Origin of the sequence: Heliomarina baculiformis (assembly GCF_019966545.1) — a bacterium.
Lineage (GTDB): Bacteria > Pseudomonadota > Alphaproteobacteria > Rhodobacterales > Rhodobacteraceae > Heliomarina > Heliomarina baculiformis.
In genome coordinates this window covers 428,770-450,786 of the sequence record NZ_JAIMIC010000004.1, presented here as the reverse complement: position 1 = coordinate 450,786, position 22,017 = coordinate 428,770, and the positions used below count along the sequence as shown (strand labels likewise).

General features: G+C 61.9%; 16 protein-coding genes. 10 read left to right on the top strand and 6 right to left on the bottom strand.

Features of this window, described 5'->3' with window-relative positions:
- The first annotated feature begins 6 nt into the window (after positions 1-6).
- Positions 7-477, top strand: coding sequence for a DUF1489 family protein (locus MF268_RS12015; RefSeq protein WP_420485431.1), 471 nt, complete (start codon positions 7-9; stop codon positions 475-477).
- Between the two features lie 79 nt (positions 478-556).
- Here the strand turns inward: MF268_RS12015 and MF268_RS12010 are convergent, their stop codons facing one another.
- Both MF268_RS12010 and MF268_RS12005 read right to left on the bottom strand, forming a co-directional pair.
- Positions 557-1,990 carry an NAD(P)(+) transhydrogenase (Re/Si-specific) subunit beta gene (locus MF268_RS12010; protein WP_238371097.1) on the bottom strand — a complete coding sequence of 478 codons (1,434 nt, stop codon included), beginning with the start codon at positions 1,988-1,990 and terminating at the stop codon, positions 557-559.
- A gap of 13 nt (positions 1,991-2,003) precedes the next feature.
- Positions 2,004-3,578 carry a Re/Si-specific NAD(P)(+) transhydrogenase subunit alpha gene (locus MF268_RS12005; protein WP_238371096.1) on the bottom strand — a complete coding sequence of 525 codons (1,575 nt, stop codon included), beginning with the start codon at positions 3,576-3,578 and terminating at the stop codon, positions 2,004-2,006.
- A 389-nt stretch (positions 3,579-3,967) separates the two neighbouring features.
- Here MF268_RS12005 and kynU point away from each other — a divergent pair, with 389 nt between their 5' ends.
- On the top strand, positions 3,968-5,161 hold the full coding sequence (gene kynU, locus MF268_RS12000) for a kynureninase (RefSeq protein ID WP_238371095.1): 1,194 nt from the start codon (positions 3,968-3,970) through the stop codon (positions 5,159-5,161).
- Positions 5,162-5,164: 3 nt separating this feature from the next.
- A complete protein-coding gene (kynA, locus tag MF268_RS11995) occupies positions 5,165-5,998 on the top strand; it encodes a tryptophan 2,3-dioxygenase (protein ID WP_238371094.1) in 834 nt (277 codons plus the stop codon).
- Positions 5,999-6,090: 92 nt separating this feature from the next.
- Here kynA and hisG read toward each other — a convergent pair whose 3' ends face one another.
- The 3 genes from hisG to hisS are packed head-to-tail and all read right to left on the bottom strand — an operon-like array spanning position 6,091 to position 9,355.
- Positions 6,091-6,780 (bottom strand): ATP phosphoribosyltransferase, encoded by a 690-nt coding sequence (gene hisG, locus MF268_RS11990; protein ID WP_238371093.1) that lies wholly within the window; start codon positions 6,778-6,780, stop codon positions 6,091-6,093.
- Positions 6,777-7,859, bottom strand: coding sequence for an ATP phosphoribosyltransferase regulatory subunit (locus MF268_RS11985; RefSeq protein WP_238371092.1), 1,083 nt, complete (start codon positions 7,857-7,859; stop codon positions 6,777-6,779). The genes hisG and MF268_RS11985 overlap by 4 nt, the downstream gene beginning before the upstream one ends.
- Positions 7,859-9,355: a histidine--tRNA ligase gene (gene hisS / locus MF268_RS11980; RefSeq protein ID WP_238371091.1), complete on the bottom strand. Its 1,497-nt coding sequence runs from the start codon at positions 9,353-9,355 to the stop codon at positions 7,859-7,861. The genes MF268_RS11985 and hisS overlap by 1 nt, the downstream gene beginning before the upstream one ends.
- 186 nt (positions 9,356-9,541) lie before the next feature.
- Here hisS and MF268_RS11975 point away from each other — a divergent pair, with 186 nt between their 5' ends.
- The 3 genes from MF268_RS11975 to MF268_RS11965 are packed head-to-tail and all read left to right on the top strand — an operon-like array spanning position 9,542 to position 11,597.
- A complete protein-coding gene (locus tag MF268_RS11975; RefSeq protein WP_238371090.1) occupies positions 9,542-9,736 on the top strand; it encodes a SlyX family protein in 195 nt (64 codons plus the stop codon).
- 59 nt (positions 9,737-9,795) lie between these two features.
- Entirely contained in the window at positions 9,796-10,644 is an 849-nt protein-coding gene (locus MF268_RS11970; RefSeq protein WP_238371089.1) for a fumarylacetoacetate hydrolase family protein, read from the top strand.
- Entirely contained in the window at positions 10,641-11,597 is a 957-nt protein-coding gene (locus tag MF268_RS11965) for a 2-hydroxyacid dehydrogenase (RefSeq protein ID WP_238371088.1), read from the top strand. The genes MF268_RS11970 and MF268_RS11965 overlap by 4 nt, the downstream gene beginning before the upstream one ends.
- Before the next feature lie 121 nt (positions 11,598-11,718).
- On the opposite strand, the gene dnaE is transcribed toward MF268_RS11965, so the two are convergent.
- Positions 11,719-15,234, bottom strand: coding sequence for a DNA polymerase III subunit alpha (dnaE, locus tag MF268_RS11960; RefSeq protein WP_238371087.1), 3,516 nt, complete (start codon positions 15,232-15,234; stop codon positions 11,719-11,721).
- A 484-nt stretch (positions 15,235-15,718) separates the two neighbouring features.
- Here dnaE and xdhA point away from each other — a divergent pair, with 484 nt between their 5' ends.
- From xdhA to MF268_RS11940, 4 genes are read left to right on the top strand one after another with little or no spacing between them, the layout of a single operon-like run.
- Positions 15,719-17,077: a xanthine dehydrogenase small subunit gene (xdhA, locus tag MF268_RS11955; protein WP_238371086.1), complete on the top strand. Its 1,359-nt coding sequence runs from the start codon at positions 15,719-15,721 to the stop codon at positions 17,075-17,077.
- Positions 17,074-19,500 (top strand): xanthine dehydrogenase molybdopterin binding subunit, encoded by a 2,427-nt coding sequence (xdhB, locus tag MF268_RS11950; RefSeq protein ID WP_238371085.1) that lies wholly within the window; start codon positions 17,074-17,076, stop codon positions 19,498-19,500. The genes xdhA and xdhB overlap by 4 nt, the downstream gene beginning before the upstream one ends.
- On the top strand, positions 19,497-20,438 hold the full coding sequence (gene xdhC, locus MF268_RS11945; RefSeq protein WP_238371084.1) for a xanthine dehydrogenase accessory protein XdhC: 942 nt from the start codon (positions 19,497-19,499) through the stop codon (positions 20,436-20,438). Before xdhB ends, xdhC begins: the two co-directional genes overlap by 4 nt.
- On the top strand, positions 20,435-21,952 hold the full coding sequence (locus tag MF268_RS11940; RefSeq protein WP_238371083.1) for an ABC transporter ATP-binding protein: 1,518 nt from the start codon (positions 20,435-20,437) through the stop codon (positions 21,950-21,952). The genes xdhC and MF268_RS11940 overlap by 4 nt, the downstream gene beginning before the upstream one ends.
- Positions 21,953-22,017: the final 65 nt, after the last annotated feature.

Here is a 22,017-nt window from a genome sequence, read left to right as displayed (position 1 = left end):
TCCTTGATGATGCTACTATATGGATGGTGGAATGGGGACGACTCTGTGGATAAATTTACACATCTCATCAAACTCTCTGTCGGAACGGAAACAGTCGATGACCTGCTCCGCTGGCAGAAACTGCGCCGCGTTCAGACGTCGGACGGGTTACCGCGGCATGTCACCCGCATGTGGCCCAAGCGCGAGGCCGAGATCCTTGAAGGCGGATCGATCTACTGGGTGATCAAGGGGCTGATCCAGTGCCGTCAGCGCATTCTCCGGCTTGACGAAGTCAACGGCGGCGACGGAATCCGGCGCTGCGCCATCGTGCTTGAGCCCGAAGTTCACCGCACCCAGAGCGTCCAGAAGAGACCCTTTCAGGGCTGGCGTTACCTTGCGCCTTCGGATGCGCCGCCGGACCTGCCCGCGAGCCGCCAGAATGACGAGGCATTGCCGGTCGAACTCAATCAGGCGCTGGCGGAAATCGGCGTTATCTGATCCCTTGAACGCCTAGACGGCAAACAAAAACGGCGGTGCATTCCTGCACCGCCGTTTTCTGTTTCACGCCTGATGACGTTTAGTCGATCATCGGTAGCAGTTTGTCGAGCGACGCCTTGGCGTCACCATAGAACATCCGCGTGTTGTCCTTGAAGAAAAGCGGGTTCTCGATACCCGAATAGCCGGTGCCCTGCCCGCGCTTGGAAACGAACACCTGCTTGGCCTTCCAGCATTCCAGAACCGGCATCCCCGCGATGGGGGAGTTCGGATCTTCCTGCGCCGCCGGGTTCACGATATCGTTCGAACCGATGACGATGGCCACATCCGTGTCCGGGAAGTCCTCGTTGATCTCGTCCATTTCAAGCACGATATCGTAGGGGACCTTGGCTTCGGCCAGCAGCACGTTCATGTGGCCGGGCAAACGACCGGCAACAGGGTGGATGGCGAAACGGACGTTCTTGCCCGCCGCACGCAGTTTCTTGGTCAGGTCGCTGACCGCGTTCTGCGCCTGTGCCACCGCCATGCCATAGCCGGGGATGATGATGATGCTGTCGGCTTCGTTCAGCGCCGCGGCCACACCGTCGGCCTCGATGGCGACCTGTTCGCCTTCGACTTCCATTGCCGGACCGGCAGAGCCGCCAAAGCCGCCAAGGATCACCGAAACAAACGACCGGTTCATCGCCTTGCACATGATGTAGGACAGGATTGCACCCGAGGAACCGACCAGCGCACCAACCACGATCAGCAGGTCGTTGCCAAGGCTGAAGCCGATGGCCGCCGCCGCCCAGCCGGAATAGCTGTTCAGCATCGAGACCACGACAGGCATATCCGCGCCGCCGATACCCATGATCAAGTGGTAGCCGATAAACAGCGCCGCCAGCGTCATGATCAGCAGCGGCAGGAAGCCACCCGAAGCCATGTACCAGAACAGGCAGAGCAGCGAGATGATAGCTGCCGCGAGGTTGAGCATATGCCCGCCCGGCAGTTTCGTCGCCGCCGAGCTGACCTTGCCCGCCAGCTTGCCAAAGGCAATGACCGATCCGGTAAAGGTGATCGCACCGATAAAGACGCCAAGGAACAATTCAACCCGCAGGATGCTTTGCTCGACGCTGGTTTTATGGGCCAGAACGGCCGCGAACCCTTCGAGCGACAGGCGCTGTTCGGGGGTCATGGCGAGCACGTTGTTCAGTTCGATATGGGCGTTATAGCCGACGAAAACCGCCGCGAGACCGACGAGAGAGTGCATCGCCGCAACAAGCTGCGGCATCTCGGTCATCTGGACCCGCTTGGCCACGATCACGCCGATGACGCCACCGGCCGCGATCAGCAGAACCGACAACAGCCACAGGCCCGAGCCCGGTCCGATGAGCGTGGCGAATACCGCCAGAGCCATACCGGCGATGCCATACCAGACCGCGCGCTTGGCGCTTTCCTGGCCGGAAAGGCCGCCAAGGCTCAGGATGAAGAGGACGGCTGCAACGACATATGCCGCCGTGGTAAATCCGAATTCCATAATCCTCTACTCCTTACGATTTCTGGAACATGGCGAGCATGCGCCGGGTCACGAGGAAGCCACCAAAGATGTTGATACCGGCCATAAAGACCGACAGGGCGGCAAGCAGGATCACAAGGAAAGACCCCGAGCCGATCTGCATCAGGGCACCAAGGATGATGATGGACGAAATCGCGTTGGTCACGGCCATCAGCGGTGTGTGCAGCGAATGCGCCACGCCCCAGATCACCTGGAAGCCGACAAAAACGGCCAGAACGAACACGATGAAGTGCTGCATGAAGCTTGCCGGGGCCACGAGGCCAAGCAGAAGCAGAAGCACAGCACCGACGGCGATCAGGGTCACCTGGCTTTTGGTCTGTTTCTTGAACGCTTCGATTTCCTGTTCGCGCTTTTCCGCCGGGGTCAGTTCTTTGACTTTTTCCTTGGGCTTTTGCGCAGCAATCGCCTTCACCTTTGGCGGCGGTGGCGGGAAGGTGACTTCTTTCGCATGGGTAATCGTCGCCCCACGGATCACGTCATCGTCCATGTTGTGATTGACCATGCCGTCCTTTTCGGGCGTCAGGTCCGTCATCATGTGGCGTACGTTGGTGGCATAGAGCGTCGAGGACTGGGTGGCCATGCGCGACGGGAAGTCGGTGTAACCGATGATGGTGACACCGTTATCCGTGACGATCTTTTCGTCCGGTACGGTCAGCTTGCAGTTGCCACCACGCTCGGCGGCGAGGTCGACGATGACCGAGCCCGGTTTCATCGCCTTGACCATATCCTCGGTCCAGAGTTCGGGCGCTTCGCGGTTCGGGATCAGCGCCGTGGTGATGACGATGTCCATTTCCGGGGCCAGTTCGCGGAACTTCGCCAGCTGCGCCTCGCGGAATTCCGGAGAAGAAACAGAGGCATAGCCGCCGGTTGCGGAACCATCGGTCTGCTCTTCCTCGAAATCGAGATAGACGAATTCGGCCCCCATGGATTCGACCTGCTCGGCCACTTCGGGGCGCACGTCAAAGGCATAGGTCATCGCACCAAGCGAGGTCGAGGTGCCGATCGCGGCAAGACCGGCAACACCGGCACCGACGATCAGAACCTTGGCCGGGGGCACCTTGCCCGCCGCCGTCACCTGACCGGTAAAGAAACGGCCAAAGTTGTTGCCTGCCTCGATGACCGCGCGGTAGCCAGCGATATTGGCCATCGAACTCAGCGCGTCCATCTTCTGGGCGCGGCTGATCCGTGGCACCATGTCCATCGCGATGACAGAGGCGCCAGTTTCGGCGGCCTTTTGCATCAGCTCTTCGTTGGAGCCGGGATAAAAGAACGAAATCAGCGTCTTGTTGGAATTGAGACGTTTGATTTCAGTCTCGCTGGGCGGACGCACCTTGGCGATGATGTCCGCCGCCTTGTAAAGAGCGGCCCCGGTTTTGGCGATCTCGACCCCGGCCTCGGCATAGGCCTCGTCGTTGAAACCAGCCCGGCCGCCTGCCCCGGCCTCGATCACGCATTCATATCCGAGTTTTTGCAAGGCGCGCGCGCTGTCTGGCGTCATCGCAACCCTGTTTTCACCGTCGAAAACTTCTTTGGGCGTCCCTATCTTCACCGATTACTCCCTCATCTCTGTGCCGATATAGCCCCGGCATGATAGTTCCGAGATTCACTACCCTGCGTGTCATGGATGCGCAAGCAAAGCCCGTGTTTCGCTCCGCAATTATCGCAAAAGATACCGTTGTCGCGCGCATCTTTTGTTCGTGAACGCTAACATGAAGCCCTGACATGGGATCCAACGACATTTCGTTCCAAATTGACAACTGAAACTGAGAAATCGTTCTTTGGGAGATGATCGTTTTAAGGGCACAAAGGCACGATCAGCCCTGTGGCGGGGCGGAAATAACCACCCCGGGCAGACGAGCACAAGCCGCTGGACAGAACCAAAGGAAGCGGATACGACCGAATTACTTCAAGCATAAAACAACTGCGAGTGTCGGGAACATGACGGATTTTGCGGCGATCAAAGCGCGTTTTCACCTGCCGGAGGGTCTTCTCTACCTTGATGGCAATTCGCTCGGCCCCCTGCCGAAAGCAGCCCCGGATCGCATTGCAGCCATGATGCGCGACGAATGGGGCGACATGCTGATCACCGGCTGGAACAAAGCCGGCTGGATGGCGCAGCCCATGGCCATCGGCGACCGGATCGCACGTCTGATCGGCGCAGAGGCGGGCAGCGTCGCAACCGGCGACACCCTGTCGATCAAGGTCTATCAGGCGCTGGCCTCGGCGCTGGCCATGCGGCCCGAGCGCAAGGTCATCCTGTCGGACAACGGCAACTTTCCCTCGGATCTCTACATCGCCCAAGGTCTGCTCAAGACATTGGGGCCGGCGTACGAGCTGCGCGTCGTGAATCCGGAAGACGTCGAATCCGAGTTCTCGGAAGAGATCGCCGTGATGATGCTGACCGAGGTCGATTACCGGACCGGCCGGTTGCATGACATGAAGGCGCTGACGGAAAAAGCGCATGCGGTCGGTGCTCTGGCCGTTTGGGACCTTGCGCATACGGCAGGTGCCCTGCCCGTCCGGCTGGCGGAAGCAGACGCCGATTTCGCGGTCGGCTGCAGCTACAAATATCTGAACGGCGGCCCCGGCGCCCCGGCCTTTATCTATGTTGCGCCGAAACATGCGGATCAGACCCTGCCTGCCCTGTCCGGCTGGCTTGGGCATGACGCGCCTTTCGATTTCGATCTCGATTACCGGGCCGGTGCGGGGGTATCGCGGATGCGCGTGGGAACGCCGCCGGTCATCCAGATGACATCGCTCGAATGCGCGCTCGACATCTGGGACATGGTCGACATGGACGACTTGCGCGCCCGCTCCATCGAACTTAGCGAGCTCTTCATCGCCGAAGTCGAAGCCGCCTGTCCGATGCTTTCGCTTGCCAGCCCGCGCAATCCGCAGGAACGCGGCAGCCAGGTTTCGTTCAGGTTCGAGCAGGGTTATGCCGCGATGCAGGCGCTGATCGCAAACGGGGTGATCGGCGATTTCCGGTCGCCCGACATCATGCGGTTCGGCATCACGCCGCTTTATCTGGACGAAGACGACATTCGCGGCGCGGCCAAAGTGATCTCGGATGTCATGAACAAGAAACTGTGGGACAACGATGCCTACAAGACGCGGAACGCGGTGACCTGAGCCATGAGTGAACCATACAATCCGGAGACCGAAGGCGCGCAGATGTCTTTTGACGGACGCATGTCCTACGGCGACTACCTGCAGCTTTCAAAGATCCTGAGCGCGCAGTCACCTCTGTCCGATGCGCATGACGAAATGCTGTTTATCGTCCAGCACCAGACCTCGGAGCTTTGGATGCGGCTGGCGATACATGAGCTGACGGCTGCGCGAGAGGCGCTTGCCCAGCCCGACATGCGCCCGGCGTTCAAGATGCTGAGCCGTGTGAGCCGGATCTTCGAACAGCTCAACAGCGCATGGGATGTGCTGCGCACGATGACGCCCTCGGATTACACGAGCTTCCGGGAAACGCTTGGCCAGAGTTCCGGGTTTCAGTCGCACCAGTACCGGCAGATCGAGTTCATCCTCGGCAACCGGAACCCGGCCATGCTGCGCCCGCACGAACACCGCCCAGAGGTGCTGCAACTCCTTACGGAAGAACTGGAACGGCCCTCGCTTTATGATGTGGCGATGCGTGCCCTCTCCGAGGCATTCCCCCTGCCCGAAGGGGTTACCGGGCGCGACACGACGAAGAAACACGCGCCGGACCCGGCTGTCGCCGCCGCTTGGAGCAACGTGTACAAGCAGCCGGAAACCTACTGGGCGCTCTACGAGCTGGCAGAAAAGCTGGTGGACCTTGAGGACTACTTCAGACGCTGGCGGTTCAACCATGTCACCACGGTCGAACGGGTCATCGGCTTCAAGCGGGGAACAGGTGGCACCGGCGGCGTGAGCTACCTGAAGCGGATGCTGGAAACGGAGCTGTTCCCGGAACTCTGGCATCTGCGCACGGATCTCTGATCACGCCGCAGCCAAATTTCTGAAAGAAATTTACCAAGAATTCTCAAAAATTCTTGGCGCAAACGGGAGGGCGGTTCCGACAGGAGCCGCCGCTACCCCAGCCGGTCCAGAATTTCCTGCATTGCCCGCTGGTCCGCGTCATCGCACTCTGCGACACGGCTGCGCCAGAGCGTCGCCTGGCTCTTCAGGACCAGACCGTCAGACAGCAATTTCAGATGGTTGGCGCGCAGGGTATCGCCTGTTGAGGTGATATCCGCCACTGCCTCTGCGGTTTCGTTTTTGACTGTGCCTTCGGTCGCCCCCTGGCTATCGACAAGCGCGTAATCGGCAACACCGGCCTCGCGCAGGAAATCCCGCACCAGCCGGTGATACTTCGTGGCGATCCGCATCCGGTACCCGTGGCGCGCCCGGAAGGCTGCCGCCGCCGCATCCAGATCTTCGAGCGTATCCACATCCACCCAGCATTGCGGAACGGCCAGAACCAGATCCGCATGGCCAAAGCCGAGCGGTTCGATCTCTTGTACCTGGCTTTCCCATCTCGCCAGTTTCTCGTGAACGAGATCCGTGCCCGTCACGCCAAGATGGATGCGTCCTGCCGCGAGTTCGCGGGGGATCTCACCGGCAGAGAGCAGCACGAGCCCCACCCCGTCGATGCCCTCGACCGTGCCCGCATATTCACGGTCGGACCCCGTGCGGGACAGACGAATGCCGTGCTTTTCGAACCAGGCAAAGGTCTTCTCCATCAACCGCCCCTTGGAGGGCACACCCAGTTTCAGCATCACATGCGCTCCAGTTGCAGGATCAGGCCGGGGCGCAGAACGCCACCCACCGCCGGTATCTCGGCACCGCGTCCAAGGTGCCGGGTCAACGCGTCATAGCGCCCGCCGGTTGCGATGGGCGGAAGATCAGGTGCCTGCTCTGCGTAGAAACCAAAGACGAAGCCGTCGTAATATTCCATTGAGGTCCGTCCGAAACTCGCTTCGAAGTCAAGGTTGGCCACATCCACGTTACGGGCCGCCAGCGCCTCGGTCCGGGCTTCCAGCCGGTCGAGTGCCGGGGTGATCGACGGCAGATCCACCGCGATATCGCGCAGTTGCTCCAAGGCGAAAGGCAGCGTTTCGCGCACCTTCAGCAGCGCTTCGATTCCGGCCATCTCCTGCGCCGCGATGGGCGCCGCTGCCGCGTCTTCGCGGAGCGCATCGATCCGCGCGGCAATCTCTGCCTTGTCGCGCACACCGTTGAACGGCCCTGCCCCTTCGAAGGGATCGCCTGCCGCGAGCAGGGCCTGCCTGCGCGGGCTCGGGGCCACGCGCCCGGCATAGCGGTTCAAAAGGCTGCGAAAACGGCGCGGTCGCCAGATATGGCGCATCAGCGCGGCGCGGCGTGCCTCGGTCGTCGAGAGCCCTCGCACGGCTGCCATGAGAATGCCGATATCGCCCGTGGCCGCGTGAAGCTGCAATCCGGCCACTGCTTCTTTGATCTGGGCAAACACCTCTGCATCCGCAGCCGCGACATCGTTCCGGTCGAAGACCTCATAGCCTACCTGAAGGTATTCGTTCGCCCGGTCCTCGTCGAGTTCCTGACGGCGGAACACCTCGCCCGAGTAGGTATAGCGCGCCGGTTCCGCCCCTTGGGTCATGTGCATCTGCACGACCGGAACGGTGAAATCCGGGCGCAGCATCTGCTCGCCCCGAAGTGCATCCGAGGTGACATAGGCACGGGCACGGATGTCCTCGCCGTAGAGGTCCAGCAGAACCTCGGCCGGTTGCAGTATCGGGGTTTCCACGACCTGCGCGCCGAGATCCTCGAAACGCTTGCGCAACGCGGCGGCCCGCGCCAGTGCATCTGCCCGGTCGGGCATCACGCCTGCTCCCCGGCCTGATCGGCCAGAATTTCTCGGACTTTGGCCACGAGATCCGAACGGGAAATCTCGTACTGGCTGGGCCGTTCCTTCCATTCCTCAAGCGTCGCGCTTTCGGCGATCTTCGCACCAAGGATCAGATCCTTGATCTGCACCACACCGCGCTCTTTCTCCTCGCCGCCTTCGATGACGGCGACCGGGCTGCCGCGGCGGTCCGCGTATTTAAGCTGATTGCCAAAATTCTTGGGATTGCCAAGGTAGACCTCGGCCCGGATACCAGACCCGCGCAGCTCGGAAACCATGGCCTGGTAATCCGCCATCCTGTCGCGATCCATGACCGTCACGATGACCGGACCCGCCGCGTCCTTGCTGACACGCCCCTTGGCATGCAGCGCCGCCAGCAACCGGTCGACCCCGATCGAGACACCCGTGGCCGGGACCGACTGGCCGGTGAACCGCTTGACAAGATCGTCATAGCGCCCCCCGCCGGCGACCGACCCGAACTGCCGCTTGCGCCCCTTTTCGTCGAGGATGTCAAAGGTCAACTCGGCCTCGTAAACCGGGCCGGTGTAATATCCCAGACCGCGCACCACCGAAGGATCGATGACGATCCGGTCCGGCCCATAGCCTTGCGCGTTCAGAATGGCGGCGATTTCCTCAAGCTCATCCACGCCTTCGGCCCCGCTGGCGCTTTCACCGACGGCTAAGCGCAAGTTGGCAAGCGTTTCGCCTGCATCCGCCCCTTTCGACGTCAGAAAAGCCAGCACCGGTGCGGCCTGCGCCTCGGTCAGGCCGACCCCGTCAATGAAGGCACCGGAATCGTCAAGCCGTCCTTTGCCCAGAAGCTCGCGAACACCGGACTCGCCAACCTTGTCGAACTTGTCGATGGTGCGCAGAACCGCATCCCGTTGGCCGTCATCCTCGACGCCGGTCGCCTCGAGCACGCCGTTCAGAACCTTGCGATTGTTCACCCGGATCAGGTAGTCGCCCCGCGCGATCCCGACCGCTTCCAGCGTGTCGGCCAGAAGCGCGCAGATCTCGGCGTCGGAGGCCATCGAGCCCGACCCGACCGTATCCGCATCGCATTGATAAAACTGCCGGAAACGACCCGGCCCCGGCTTTTCATTGCGCCAGACCGGTCCCATCGCATAGCGGCGATAGGGCACCGGCAGGTCATTGCGATGCTGCGCAAACACCCGTGCAAGCGGCGCCGTCATGTCATAGCGCAGGGCCAGCCAGTCGCCCTTGTCCGCGTCGTCCGCTTCCTGCCAGGCGAAAACGCCCTCATTGGGACGGTCGACGTCGGGAAGAAACTTGCCAAGCGCCTCGACCGTTTCAACCGCGCTGGTTTCAAGGGCATCGAAACCATAGAGATGATACACTTGGGCGATCTTGCGCAGCATTTCGCTGCGCTGAGTGACCTCGGCACCAAAGTAATCTCTGAACCCCTTCGGCGTCTCCGCCTTCGGGCGCGGCTGTTTCTTGACCTTGGCCATGTCGATGTCCTTCAAGGATCCATTCGCGGCGCGGTCTATCCCAAGCCCCCGACGGGGGCAAGCAGCCCCGCCACCGGCCGTCCAGCCAACGTTCTTGCAGGCGACGGCAGCGGCCGGGCACAAAGACCGCCCCTTGGCCCCGGCTGACCCGCCTTCTATGGTTGCCCAAGCCGGAAAGGATCTCACATGCAACAGATCGAAGAACACCTCGCCCATCTCGATCGCACGGTCGAAGAGCTGAACGCGATCGTCACCGCCCAGCAAAAGGACATCGACCGCCTGACCCGGCACGTGCACATGCTGATGGAACGCGAGGCCCAGCGCGAGGCCGAAGGCTCGGGAGGCGTGGTCCTAGGCGACGAACGCCCGCCGCACTACTAGGTGACCGCGACCGGTTCCGATGCTAGGCAGGTCGCCATGAACAACTACCAGGAAGTCATATGAAACTCGTCAGATACGGCGCCCCCGGGCAGGAAAAACCGGGCCTTATCGATGCAAATGGCCAACTTCGCGATCTTTCCAGCCATGTGGATGACATCACCGGACCGACCCTTTCCGGCCAGACTCTCGCCCGGTTGCAGGCGCTGGATCCGGAAGGCCTGCCCCCGGTTTCGGGCAACCAGCGGATGGGCCCTTGCGTCGGCAATATCGGCAAGTTCATGTGCATCGGTCTCAACTACTCCGATCACGCGGCGGAAACCGGCGCCGACATCCCCGAACATCCGATCCTCTTTCTCAAAGCCAATTCGGCGATTTCCGGACCGGATGACGCGGTAATCATCCCGCGCAACGCCACCACCGTCGATTACGAAGTCGAACTTGGCGTGGTCATCGGATCGACCGCGAAATATGTCTCCGAGGCAGCGGCACTGAAACACGTGGCGGGCTACTGCATTGTGAACGATGTCTCGGAACGGACCTTCCAGTCAAAACTGACCGGCCAGTGGACCAAGGGCAAATCCTGCGACACCTTCGGACCCGTCGGCCCCTGGCTGGTCACTGCCGATGAGATCCCCGATCCGCAGAAGCTCGACATGACGCTCGAAGTGAATGGCGAACGACGCCAGACCGGCAATACCGCGACGATGATCTTCACCGTCGCGCAGATCATCTCCCATCTCAGCCAGCTCTTCACGCTGCACCCGGGCGATGTGATCGCCACCGGCACACCGCCGGGCGTCGCCCTCGGCATGAAGCCGGAACCGGTCTTCCTGCGGCCCGGCGACCGCATGACCCTTGCCATTGAAGGTCTCGGCCGGCAAACCCAAGTCCTGGAGGCAGACACATGAGCAAACCCGCCCTTCTTCTGATCGGTGAAATCACGCCCCGCATGCGCGAGCGGATCGAGAGCGACTTCGAGGTCATTCCCCTGCCGCGCGATGAAACCGACACGCTGGCCGATGACACCGCAAAGAAAATCACGGCAGCCATCACCTTTGGCGGCGCGGGTCTGACGCCGGAGCTGATGGACCGGCTGCCGAACCTGAAAATCGTTTCGAATTACGGGGTCGGCTATGACGGCATCGACATGGGGCGTGCGGTCGAGCGTGGCATTCTCGTGTCCCACACCCCGGACGTGCTGAACGACGAAGTGGCGAATACCGCGATCCTGCTCTGGCTCGCGACCGCCCGCAAACTGCCCGCCTATGACACCTATGTGCGCGCCGGACGGTGGGAGAAGGACGGCAACCCGCCCCTCACGCGCGGCACGCAGAACCGTACCGTCGGCATTCTCGGGCTTGGCCGGATCGGCCTCGCCATCGCCGACCGCCTGCCCCCGTTCGGCGCAAGAATCGTCTACCATTCGCGCAGCAGGAAAGACGTGCCCCACGAGTATTTCGAAAACCTGACCGATATGGCCCGCACCTGCGACGTGCTGATCTGCATTACCCCCGGCGGCGCAGAGACCCATCACATCGTCAATGCCGAGGTGATCGAGGCGCTCGGCCCCGACGGAATCCTCGTGAATGTCGCGCGCGGTCCGGTGGTCGATGAAACCGCGCTGATCGAGGCGCTCGAACACAAACGGCTCGGCGGGGCGGGTCTCGATGTTTTCGAAAACGAACCCCACGTCCCGACCGCCCTGCGCGCGATGGATAACGTGACCCTGCAACCGCATGTGGGCAGCGCCACTGTCGAAACCCGTGCCGCGATGGGCGATCTGACCTGCGACAACCTCAGCCAGTGGCTGAAAGACGGAACGGTGCTCACGCCAGTTCCGGAATGTGCGGACCTGCAGTAACGACTACCAAAAACGGGACGGTCCCGGAATTTACCGCGACCGCCCCTTCTTTGGGTCTTAAAATATCCCCGCCGGAGGCTGCGACGTCCCCGCAACAGGCGCGACGCCTCGGATCGGGCGGCTAGAGCTCCTCGACGTCCATCACCCCTTCAAGGCTCTTCAACGCGCCTTTGATCTCGGGGTTGATCGCGAAATCCTGACCGAGGTCCATCTCGACCTCGCCCGGCAGCCCGGGATCCATCAGGTAGAGCTGCACAGGTCCTTTCGCCGCTGTCTTTACGACTTTCTGCGCGTCTTCCAGAACCGTAGCGACCGTATTGATCGCAATCGCATTTTCAACGAACACCCGCAGCCCCGCACTGCCGGCCTGCGCCACCGCGACGTCGACGGGCGCCACACCGCGACCCAAGAGCTTCAGCTGATCGCTTTCCATCGTCGCTTCGACCGTCACCACGACCTTCGCACCGGTTTCGAGAAACTCGCGCGATTTTTCCAGCGTTTCGGAAAACAGCGTCACCTCGTAGGCGCCGGTCGTGTCGCTCATCTGTGCAAAGGCAAACCGGTTGCCGCGCGCGGATTTCCGCTCCTGCCGCCCCGCGACGACACCGGCCAGCTTGGCCACCATCGGCGATTTCGCCGCCTTTGCCCGAACTTCATCGAGCGTCATCACGCCCTTGCGCTTGAGCGGTGCCATGTAATCGTCCAGCGGATGGCCCGAAAGATAGAAACCGACCGCCTTGAATTCCTCGCTCAATCGCTCCGCAGGCATCCAGTCCGGCGCGCTTGAAAGACGCGGCTCCGGGAGGTCGTCACCCGCCTCACCGAATAGCGACACCTGATTCGAGGCCTTCTGTTCGTGGATCGCACCGGAATAGGCAACCAGCGCATCCAGACTGTCGAACACCCGACGCCGGTTGGAATCGAGCTCGTCAAAGGCACCAGCCCGCGCCAGCATCTCCATCGGGCGTTTGCCCACCCGTTTCAGATCGGCCCGGCGGGCAAGGTCGAACAGGGTCTTGAAGGGCTTGTCGACCCCATCCTTGCAGCGGGCCTCGGTGATGATTTTCATCGCCTCGACACCCACGTTCTTGAGCGCGCCCAGCGCATAGACAAGCTGGCCGTCCTGCACATCGAACAGGGCCTGGGACCGGTTGACGCAAGGCGGCACCCAGGGCAGGCCCAGCCCCTTGCGCACTTCCTCGAAATAGATCGCGAGCTTGTCGGTCAGGTGGATATCGCAGTTCATGACCCCCGCCATGAACTCGACCGGATGGTTCGCCTTGAGCCACGCGGTCTGGTAGGACACCACCGCATAAGCGGCCGCGTGCGACTTGTTGAACCCGTAGTTGGCGAATTTTTCCAGAAGGTCGAAAACCTCGGTCGCCTTTTTCTTGTCGACCCCGTTCTCCGCCGCGCCCTTTTCGAACTTGGGTCGCTCGGCGTCCATCGCCTCCTTGATCTTCTTACCCATCGCACGGCGCAGCAGGTCGGCGCCGCCAAGCGAATAACCCGCCATGACCTGTGCGATCTGCATCACCTGTTCCTGATAAACGATGATACCCTGCGTTTCGGCAAGGATATGGTCGATCGAGGGATGGACCGAGGTGATCTCTTTCACCCCGTTCTTGACCTCACAATAAACAGGGATGTTCTCCATCGGACCCGGGCGATACAGTGCCACAAGCGCGACGATATCCTCGATACAGGTCGGCTTCATGCGCTTGAGCGCATCCATCATCCCCGAGCTTTCAACCTGGAACACGGCAACCGTCTTGGCCGCGGAATACAGCTTGTAGGTTTTCTCGTCATCCAGCGGGATGAGGTTCATCTGGTTCTCACCACCCTCCGCTGGCTGGTAAAGCTCATGCCCATCGGCGGTGACATGGATGGGCCGTCCGGATTTCAGGATAAGATCCACAGCGTTCTGGATGACGGTCAGGGTTTTCAGCCCCAGAAAATCGAACTTCACCAGCCCCGCCTGTTCGACCCATTTCATGTTGAACTGGGTCGCCGGCATGTCGGAACGCGGATCCTGATAAAGCGGCACCAGCGCATCCAGCGGCCGATCCCCGATCACCACACCCGCCGCGTGGGTCGAGGCGTTGCGCAGCAGACCTTCCACCTGCTGACCATATGTCAGCAGACGATCCACCACTTCCTCGTTGCGCGCTTCCTCGGCCAGGCGCGGTTCGTCTTTCAGCGCCTTTTCGATGGACACCGGTTTCACGCCTTCGACCGGGATCATTTTCGAGAGCCGGTCTACCTGCCCGTAGGGCATCTGCAGAACACGACCGACGTCGCGTACCGCCGCCTTGGACAAGAGCGCCCCAAAGGTGATGATCTGCCCCACCTTGTCACGCCCGTATTTCTCTTGCACGTAGCGTATCACCTCTTCGCGGCGGTCCATGCAAAAGTCGATGTCAAAGTCGGGCATCGACACACGTTCCGGGTTGAGGAAGCGTTCGAAAAGCAGCGAATAGCGCAACGGATCGAGGTCGGTGATCGTCAGCGCATAGGCGACAAGCGACCCGGCCCCGGACCCCCGCCCCGGCCCGACCGGAATGTCGTGATCCTTGGCCCATTGGATAAAGTCGGCAACGATCAGGAAGTAGCCCGGAAAGCCCATCCCCTCGATGATTCCAAGCTCGAAATCCAGCCGTTTCTGGTACTCCTCGACGCTGACCGCATGGGGGATGACCGCCAGACGCGCCTGCAAACCCTCATTCGCCATGCGCCGCAGTTCGGCGACCTCGTCATCGGCGAATTTTGGCAGGATCGGATCGCGACGATAGGCCATGAAGGCGCAGCGCTGTGCGATCTCGACCGTGTTTTCCAGCGCTTCGGGCAGATCCGCGAAGAGAACGGCCATTTCCTGCGGGGACTTGAAGTAGTGCTGCGGGGTCAGCCGCCGCCGGGCCTGCTGCTGGTCGACATAAGCCCCTTCGGATATGCAAATCAGCGCGTCATGCGCCTCGTACATGTCGGATTTCGGGAAATAGACATCATTTGTCGCGACAAGCGGAATGTGGCGCGCATAGGCCATTTCCACGTGGCCGCGTTCGCTCATCCGTTCCGCCTCGGGCTGGCTGCCGTCCTCTCCCGGGTGCCGCTGAAGTTCGATGTAGAACCGGTCGGCAAAAGCTTCGTGCAGGCGTTGCACCAGTTCCTCGGCCGCGGGCCGTTGTCCCGCGCGCAGCAGCCGTCCGACCGGCCCATCGGGGCCGCCACTCAGACAGATCACGCCCTCGGAATGAGAAACCAACTCGTCCAGCGATACCTGCGGTTCCTGCCCGCCCTTGTCGATGTAGAGACAAGAGTTCAGCTTCATCAGGTTTTCATAACCGCGTTCGTTCTGGGCCAGCAGAACCACACCCGCCGGGTCCTTTGGCTTTTCGCCGGGCTGGCTTTCCAGATAGGTCAGATCGACCTGACAGCCGATGATCGGCTGCACGCCCGCCCCCGCCGCCGTGACCGAAAACTCCAGCGCGGAGAACATGTTGTTGGTGTCGGTCACGGCAACGGCAGGCATGCCTGCCGCCTCACAAAGACCGGGCAGTTTCTTGAGACGCACCGCCCCCTCAAGCAGGGAGTATTCGGTGTGCACGCGCAGATGGATGAATCGGGGGGAATTGATCATGCCGCGATCCTATGGCGCGCCGCATGGGGGAGCAATCCTAACCCGGATCGCAGGGGCAGTTTTCCGGCAGATATCGGGACTACGCCGGGAAGGGTGCAATCTGCAGAACTTGAGACGGGTTTTGGCTGATACCTGTGTCGGCCCGAACGCATTTGGACAAGCCGGCAGCCTTCCACGCAGCCAGGCATGTAGATTTGCCTGAAAATAGAGCATCATTATCTTGGTTTTCTATAAACTGTTTCAACCGGCAACGGCCGGGTGACCCAAGGTCTGCGCCGGTTCCGCTGCATATATTAGCGGCCCCAGCGCCTTAACTGCCCATTTTCCAAGATCCTGCAGCACGTTGCCTTCAAGCTTTTGCTTGCCAGAGCGTGCCGCACCTTTCTAACCTCTGAGCTAACAATCAAAGGGCCAACGCTATTTCTACGTCGCATCGGAATCGCGTGCCATTGGTCAAAACAGGGTAAGGCGACGGGTTTAACATATGAACATCACGTTTCTTCTGAACGGAGAGACTGTTGAACTGGCGGACGCGGACGCGACGACCACCTTGCTTGACTGGCTGCGCGAGGAACGCGGCCTCAAAGGCACCAAGGAAGGTTGCAACGAAGGCGATTGCGGTGCCTGCACGGTGATGGTGAGCGACGAGAACGGGTCGCGCGCGCTCAACGCCTGCATCCTGTTCCTGCCTCAACTGAACGGCAAGTCGCTGCGCACTGTCGAAGGCATCGCCGCGCCTGATGGCAGGCTGCACCCGGTGCAACAGGCGATGATCGACGATCACGGCAGCCAGTGCGGCTTTTGCACACCCGGTTTCATCGTGTCGATGGCGACGGCCCATCGGAACGGGGCGCGCGATTTTGATGACCAGCTTGCGGGCAACCTGTGCCGCTGCACCGGGTATGCGCCGATCATTCGGGCCACCCGGTCGGCAGCCGATCAGCCAGTCCCCGACTGGATCACCGATGCGCCGGTGACTGCGACGGCGAACCGGTTCATGCCAGACTCTTCCGACGCGCTGGCGAAACTCTACGAGGCCAACCCCGACGCGACCCTTGTCGCCGGGGCCACCGATGTTGGGCTTTGGGTCACGAAAGGACTTCGCGATATCGACCCGGTCATCTTTCTGGCAGGCTGCTCGGATCTGAAACAGGTATCCATCGACGATGAAACCCTGCGTTTCGGAGCGATGGCGGACATGAATACCGTGCGGGCGGCAATTGCTGACCTGCATCCCTCATACGCCGAAATGATCCGGCGCTACGGGTCCGTTCAGGTGCGCAACGCGGCAACCATCGGTGGCAATATCGCCAATGGTTCGCCTATCGGGGACAACCCGCCCGCGCTGATCGCGCTTGGCGCGACCCTGCACTTGCGCAAGGGCGATCAACGGCGCGATCTGCCGCTTGAGGCGTTTTTCCTTGACTATGGCAAGCAGGACAGGCGGCCCGGGGAATTTGTCGAGGCGGTGAGCTTTTCCCGGCAAACAGACCGGCTGAAATGCTACAAGATTTCCAAACGCTTCGATCAGGATATTTCGGCGGTCTGCGGCTGTTTCAACATCACGGTGGCCGATGGTGTCGTCAGCGAGGCACGGATTGCCTTCGGCGGCATGGCCGGAATCCCCAAGCGGGCGACTTCCGTTGAAAATGCCCTGATCGGAAAGCCGTGGTCCGACGACACGGTGGATACTGCACGCGCAGGCTTTGACGAGGATTTCGCGCCGCTCAGCGACATGCGCGCCTCGGCCACCTATCGTCTGGAAACGGCACGGGCCCTTCTCTCGCGCTATTTCGCCGAGGATCGGGGCGTGGCTGGTTCGGTGCTTGAGGTGCAGCCATGAGCGTCGCAAAGCCCCTGCCTCATGACGCGGCGCATCTGCATGTGACCGGCGCGGCGCGTTACGTGGATGATATTCCGACGCCCGCCAACTGCCTTCACCTTGCCTTTGGCCTGAGCGAAATCGCCTTTGGCACGATCACCGACATGAATCTGGATGACGTCCGATCCGCTCCCGGCGTGGTGACGGTGATTACCGCAGATGACATGCCGTTCGAGAATGACGTGTCGCCGTCGAACCATGACGAACCGCTGCTGACGTCGGGCGAGGTCAATTATGTCGGGCAGCCGATTTTTTGTGTTGTCGCGACCTCGCACAAGGCGGCGCGGAAAGCCGCGCGCAAGTCCCGGATTACCTATGACGAAAAGCAGGCGATCCTGAGCATCGAGGATGCTCTGGCGGCGGACAGCCGTTTCGAGGAAGGCCCGCGGGTCTACAAGAAAGGCGATGCGGCATCGGCGATTGGGTCAGCCACGCATGTGATCGAAGGCGCTATCGATATCGGCGGGCAGGAGCATTTCTATCTCGAAGGACAAGCCGCGCTGGCGCAGCCGCAGGAAAACGGGGACATGGTCGTGATGTCGTCGACCCAGCACCCGACCGAAATCCAGCACAAGGTTGCCGAAGCACTTGGCGTGCCGATGCACGCGGTCAGGGTCGAAACCCGGCGCATGGGCGGCGGTTTCGGCGGAAAAGAGAGCCAGGGCAACCACCTCGCGGTGGCCTGCGCTCTTGCCGCCCGCGCCACGGGGCGCACTTGCAAGATGCGCTATGACCGGGACGACGATATGGTCATCACCGGCAAGCGGCATGATTTCCGCATCACCTACCGTGCAGGGTTCGATGACACGGGCCGGATCAAGGGCGTGGAATTCGTGCAATATGCGCGTTGCGGCTGGTCTCAGGACTTGTCGATCCCGGTCGCGGACCGGGCCATGCTGCATGCGGACAATGCCTATGACCTGCCCGCCGCACGGATCGAAAGCCATCGCCTGAAGACCAACACGCAGAGCGCCACCGCGTTTCGCGGTTTCGGTGGCCCACAGGGGATGGTCGGCATCGAACGGGTGATGGATCATGCCGCGCATGTTCTTGACATGGATCCGGTCGCGATCCGGCAATGCAATTACTATGCCGATGCCGAGGACGGGGGGCTGTCTGCCCCCCGGAAGCCGGCGGCTTCTCCCCCCGAGGATATTTTGGACCCAAAGAAGGGCGAGGATCTTGCCTCGCGCGGGGCCGCGACGGAAGTCCGGCAGAAGCCAGGCGACAGCGGGGCTGAGGGGCAGACCACGCCCTATGGCATGGCGGTTACGGATTTCATCCTGGGGCGGATGACCGGGACACTGCTGAAGACCAGCGGGTATGCCGCGAGGCGCGACGAGATTGCCGCATGGAATGCGGAGAACCCGGTGATCAGGCGCGGGATCGCCTTTTCGCCGGTCAAGTTCGGGATCTCTTTCACGCTGACGCATCTAAACCAGGCCGGTGCACTGGTGCATGTCTATCAGGACGGGTCGATCCATCTGAACCATGGCGGCACGGAAATGGGACAGGGGCTGTTCCAGAAGGTTGCGCAAGTGGCGGCGGCGCGTTTCGGCGTCGGGCTGGAGGCGGTCCGCATCACGGCGACGGACACCGGCAAAGTGCCCAACACCTCGGCGACAGCGGCATCTTCGGGCAGCGATCTGAACGGCATGGCGGTGAAGGCGGCCTGCGACACGATCCGCGACCGGATGGCGGCGCATCTCGCCGAGCGGCATCAAGCCGACCCTGCCACCGTGCGCTTTGCCGATGGCCGGGTGCACGTGGGCGAGGAGAGCTATTCCTTCGCCGAAGCGGCCGAATACGCCTATGTCGGACGGGTGAGCCTGTCGGCGACGGGTTATTACCGCACGCCGGATCTGTCGTGGGACCGGATACGCGGGGCAGGTCGACCGTTTTTCTATTTCGCTTACGGGGCGGCGGTGACCGAGGTGGCCGTGGATACGCTGACTGGCGAGAACCGGATCCTGCGGGCAGATATCCTGCATGACGCAGGCGCTTCGTTGAACCCGGCACTGGATATCGGGCAGATCGAAGGCGGCTATGTCCAGGGGGCGGGCTGGCTGACCACCGAGGAGCTGGTCTGGGACGATAGCGGGCGGCTGCGGACCCATGCCCCCTCGACCTACAAGATTCCCGCCTGTTCCGACCGTCCGGATGTTTTCAACGTGGCGCTCTGGGAGGGGGAGAATCCGGCGGAGACGATCTATCGCTCCAAGGCCGTGGGCGAGCCGCCCTTCATGCTTGGAATCTCGGCCTTTCTTGCCCTGTCGGATGCGGTGGCGGGATGCGGGACCCAGTACCCAGCGCTGAATGCTCCAGCCACGGCCGAAGAGGTCTGGCGCGCGATTGGCCGGGCACGGGGGCAGGTCCGGTCATGAGTTTCGATCTGGAGGATCTGCGCCGGGCGGTGGCGGCACATGGAACAGTGGTGCGCGTGGTGATTGCGGCGACGCGGGGGTCGACACCCCGCGAAACCGGAGCGGCAATGCTGGTCTGGCAAGGCGGGCAATCGGGCACCATCGGTGGCGGCGCGCTTGAGTTCGAGGCAGCGAAGACCGCGCCGGGGCTGGAGACAGACCGGCTGAGCCAGCATCCGCTGGGACCGGGTCTTGGCCAGTGCTGCGGCGGCATGGTGACGTTATTCTTTGAAATCTTCGACAGTGCGAAGGTAGCAGAGCTGGACGAGAACGTGATCGCGCGACCCGCCGGTTCGACCGGGCCGATGCCGCTCGGCGTGCGCAACCTGCTGAAACGTGCACGGGGCGAAGGCACCCGGCCCGTGCCGCAGCTTTGCGATGGATGGATGATCGAACCGGTGCGAAAGCCTTCGCGGGACCTCTGGATCTGGGGCGCCGGGCATGTGGGCCGGGCGCTTGTGCAGGTTCTGGCGCCGCTGCCCGAGTTTGAGATCACCTGGACCGATACGGATTTGAGCCGGTATCCGGAGGTGCGGCCGGATGGCGTGCGGATTTTGCCCGCGACACGTCCCGCCGATCTGGTCCGGCATGCGCCATTACACGCGGAGCACCTGATCCTGACCTATTCGCACAGTCTCGACCTCGAGCTGTGCCACAATCTGCTGAACCACGGGTTCGGGTTTGCCGGGCTGATCGGGTCGGACACCAAATGGGCGCGCTTTCGCAGCAGGCTGGCCGATCTCGGACATGCGCCGGAGAAGATTGCAACACTCACCTGCCCTATTGGCGAGCCCTCTCTTGGCAAACACCCCCAGGCTATCGCATTGGGTGTCGGGACGGCGCTGCTGCGGCACGGTGAGGGTGCATTGGCGGGCAAGCTAAAGGGGAAACGCGCATGAGCGACATACTTCTCAGCCTCAGGGGCCTGACCAAGGCCTATCCCGGCGTGGTCGCCAATGACAATGTTTCCTTCGATATCGGGACCGGTGAGGTCCATGCGCTGCTGGGCGAGAACGGGGCCGGGAAATCGACGCTGGTCAAGATGATCTACGGTCTGGTCAAGCCCGACAGCGGCACGATGACCCTGCGCGGCAAAGCCTTTACACCGGCTGAACCACGGGCGGCGCGCGCCGACGGGATTGCCATGGTGTTCCAGCATTTCTCGCTTTTCGACGCGCTGAACGTGGCGGAGAACATCGCGCTTGGCATGGAGAACCCACCGCCGATGCGCGATCTGGCCGCGCGTATCCGCGAGGTCAGCGAAACCTATGGTCTGCCGCTTGATCCCTATCGCACGGTTGGCGACCTTTCCGCCGGTGAACGCCAGCGGGTCGAGATCATCCGCTGCCTCTTGCAGGACCCCAAGCTGCTGATCATGGATGAGCCGACCAGCGTGCTGACCCCGCAGGAGGTGGAGATCCTGTTCAAGACGCTGCGCAAGCTGAGCGAAGAAGGCACGGCGATTCTTTATATTTCGCACAAGCTCGAAGAGATCCGCGCCCTGTGCGATCACGCGACGGTTCTGCGGCTTGGCAAGAATGTCGGTGAATGCGTCCCGTCAGAGACCTCTGCACGGGACATGGCGGAATTGATGGTCGGGACCGCGCTGAAGACCCCTACCCGCGCCGGGCGCGACATGGGCGATGTGGCGTTGGAGATCGTTGCGCTGGACGCGAAATCGCCCTCGGCCTTTGGCACGTCACTGAAATCGGTCAGCCTCTCGGTGCGAAAGGGCGAAGTACTCGGCATCGGCGGTGTCGCCGGGAATGGACAGGACGAATTGCTGGCGGTGCTGTCGGGAGAGATCCTGACGGCGGCCGGATCGGTCAAGCTGCATGGTCGCCCTATCGGTCAGACCGGCCCGACGGCGCGGCGCGCAATCGGGCTTTTGACCGCGCCGGAAGAGCGGCTTGGCCATGCAGCGGCCCCGGACATGAGCCTGACCGAGAACGCGATGCTGACGGGCTCGGTCCGCGAAAACCTCGAATCGCGGGGGTTTCTGAAATGGCGCGCGGCACAGGGATTCGCCGAAAAGATCATCGAGGCTTTCGATGTGCGCACGCCGGGACCAAATAACGCGGCACGCTCGCTTTCCGGCGGGAACCTGCAGAAATTCGTGATCGGCCGGGAAGTTCTGCAACGTCCCGAAGTGCTTGTGGTGAACCAGCCCACATGGGGCGTCGATGCCTCGGCGGCGGCGGCGATCCGTCAGGCGATCCTTGATCTTGTCGCCAAGGGCTCGGCGGTGATCTGCATCAGTCAGGACCTTGATGAGCTGATGGAAATTTCCGATCGGTTTGCCGCCCTGAACGAGGGGCGGCTTTCGGAGCCGCGCCCGACCACCGGACTAACCGTGGAGGAAATCGGGCTGATGATGGGTGGCGCGCATGGCATGGAGGTTGCACATGTCTGATATGCCATGCAGGAATTTCCCGCCTCCGGCGGCCGTATTTGACACGAGAAGAAGCAAAGGGGCGC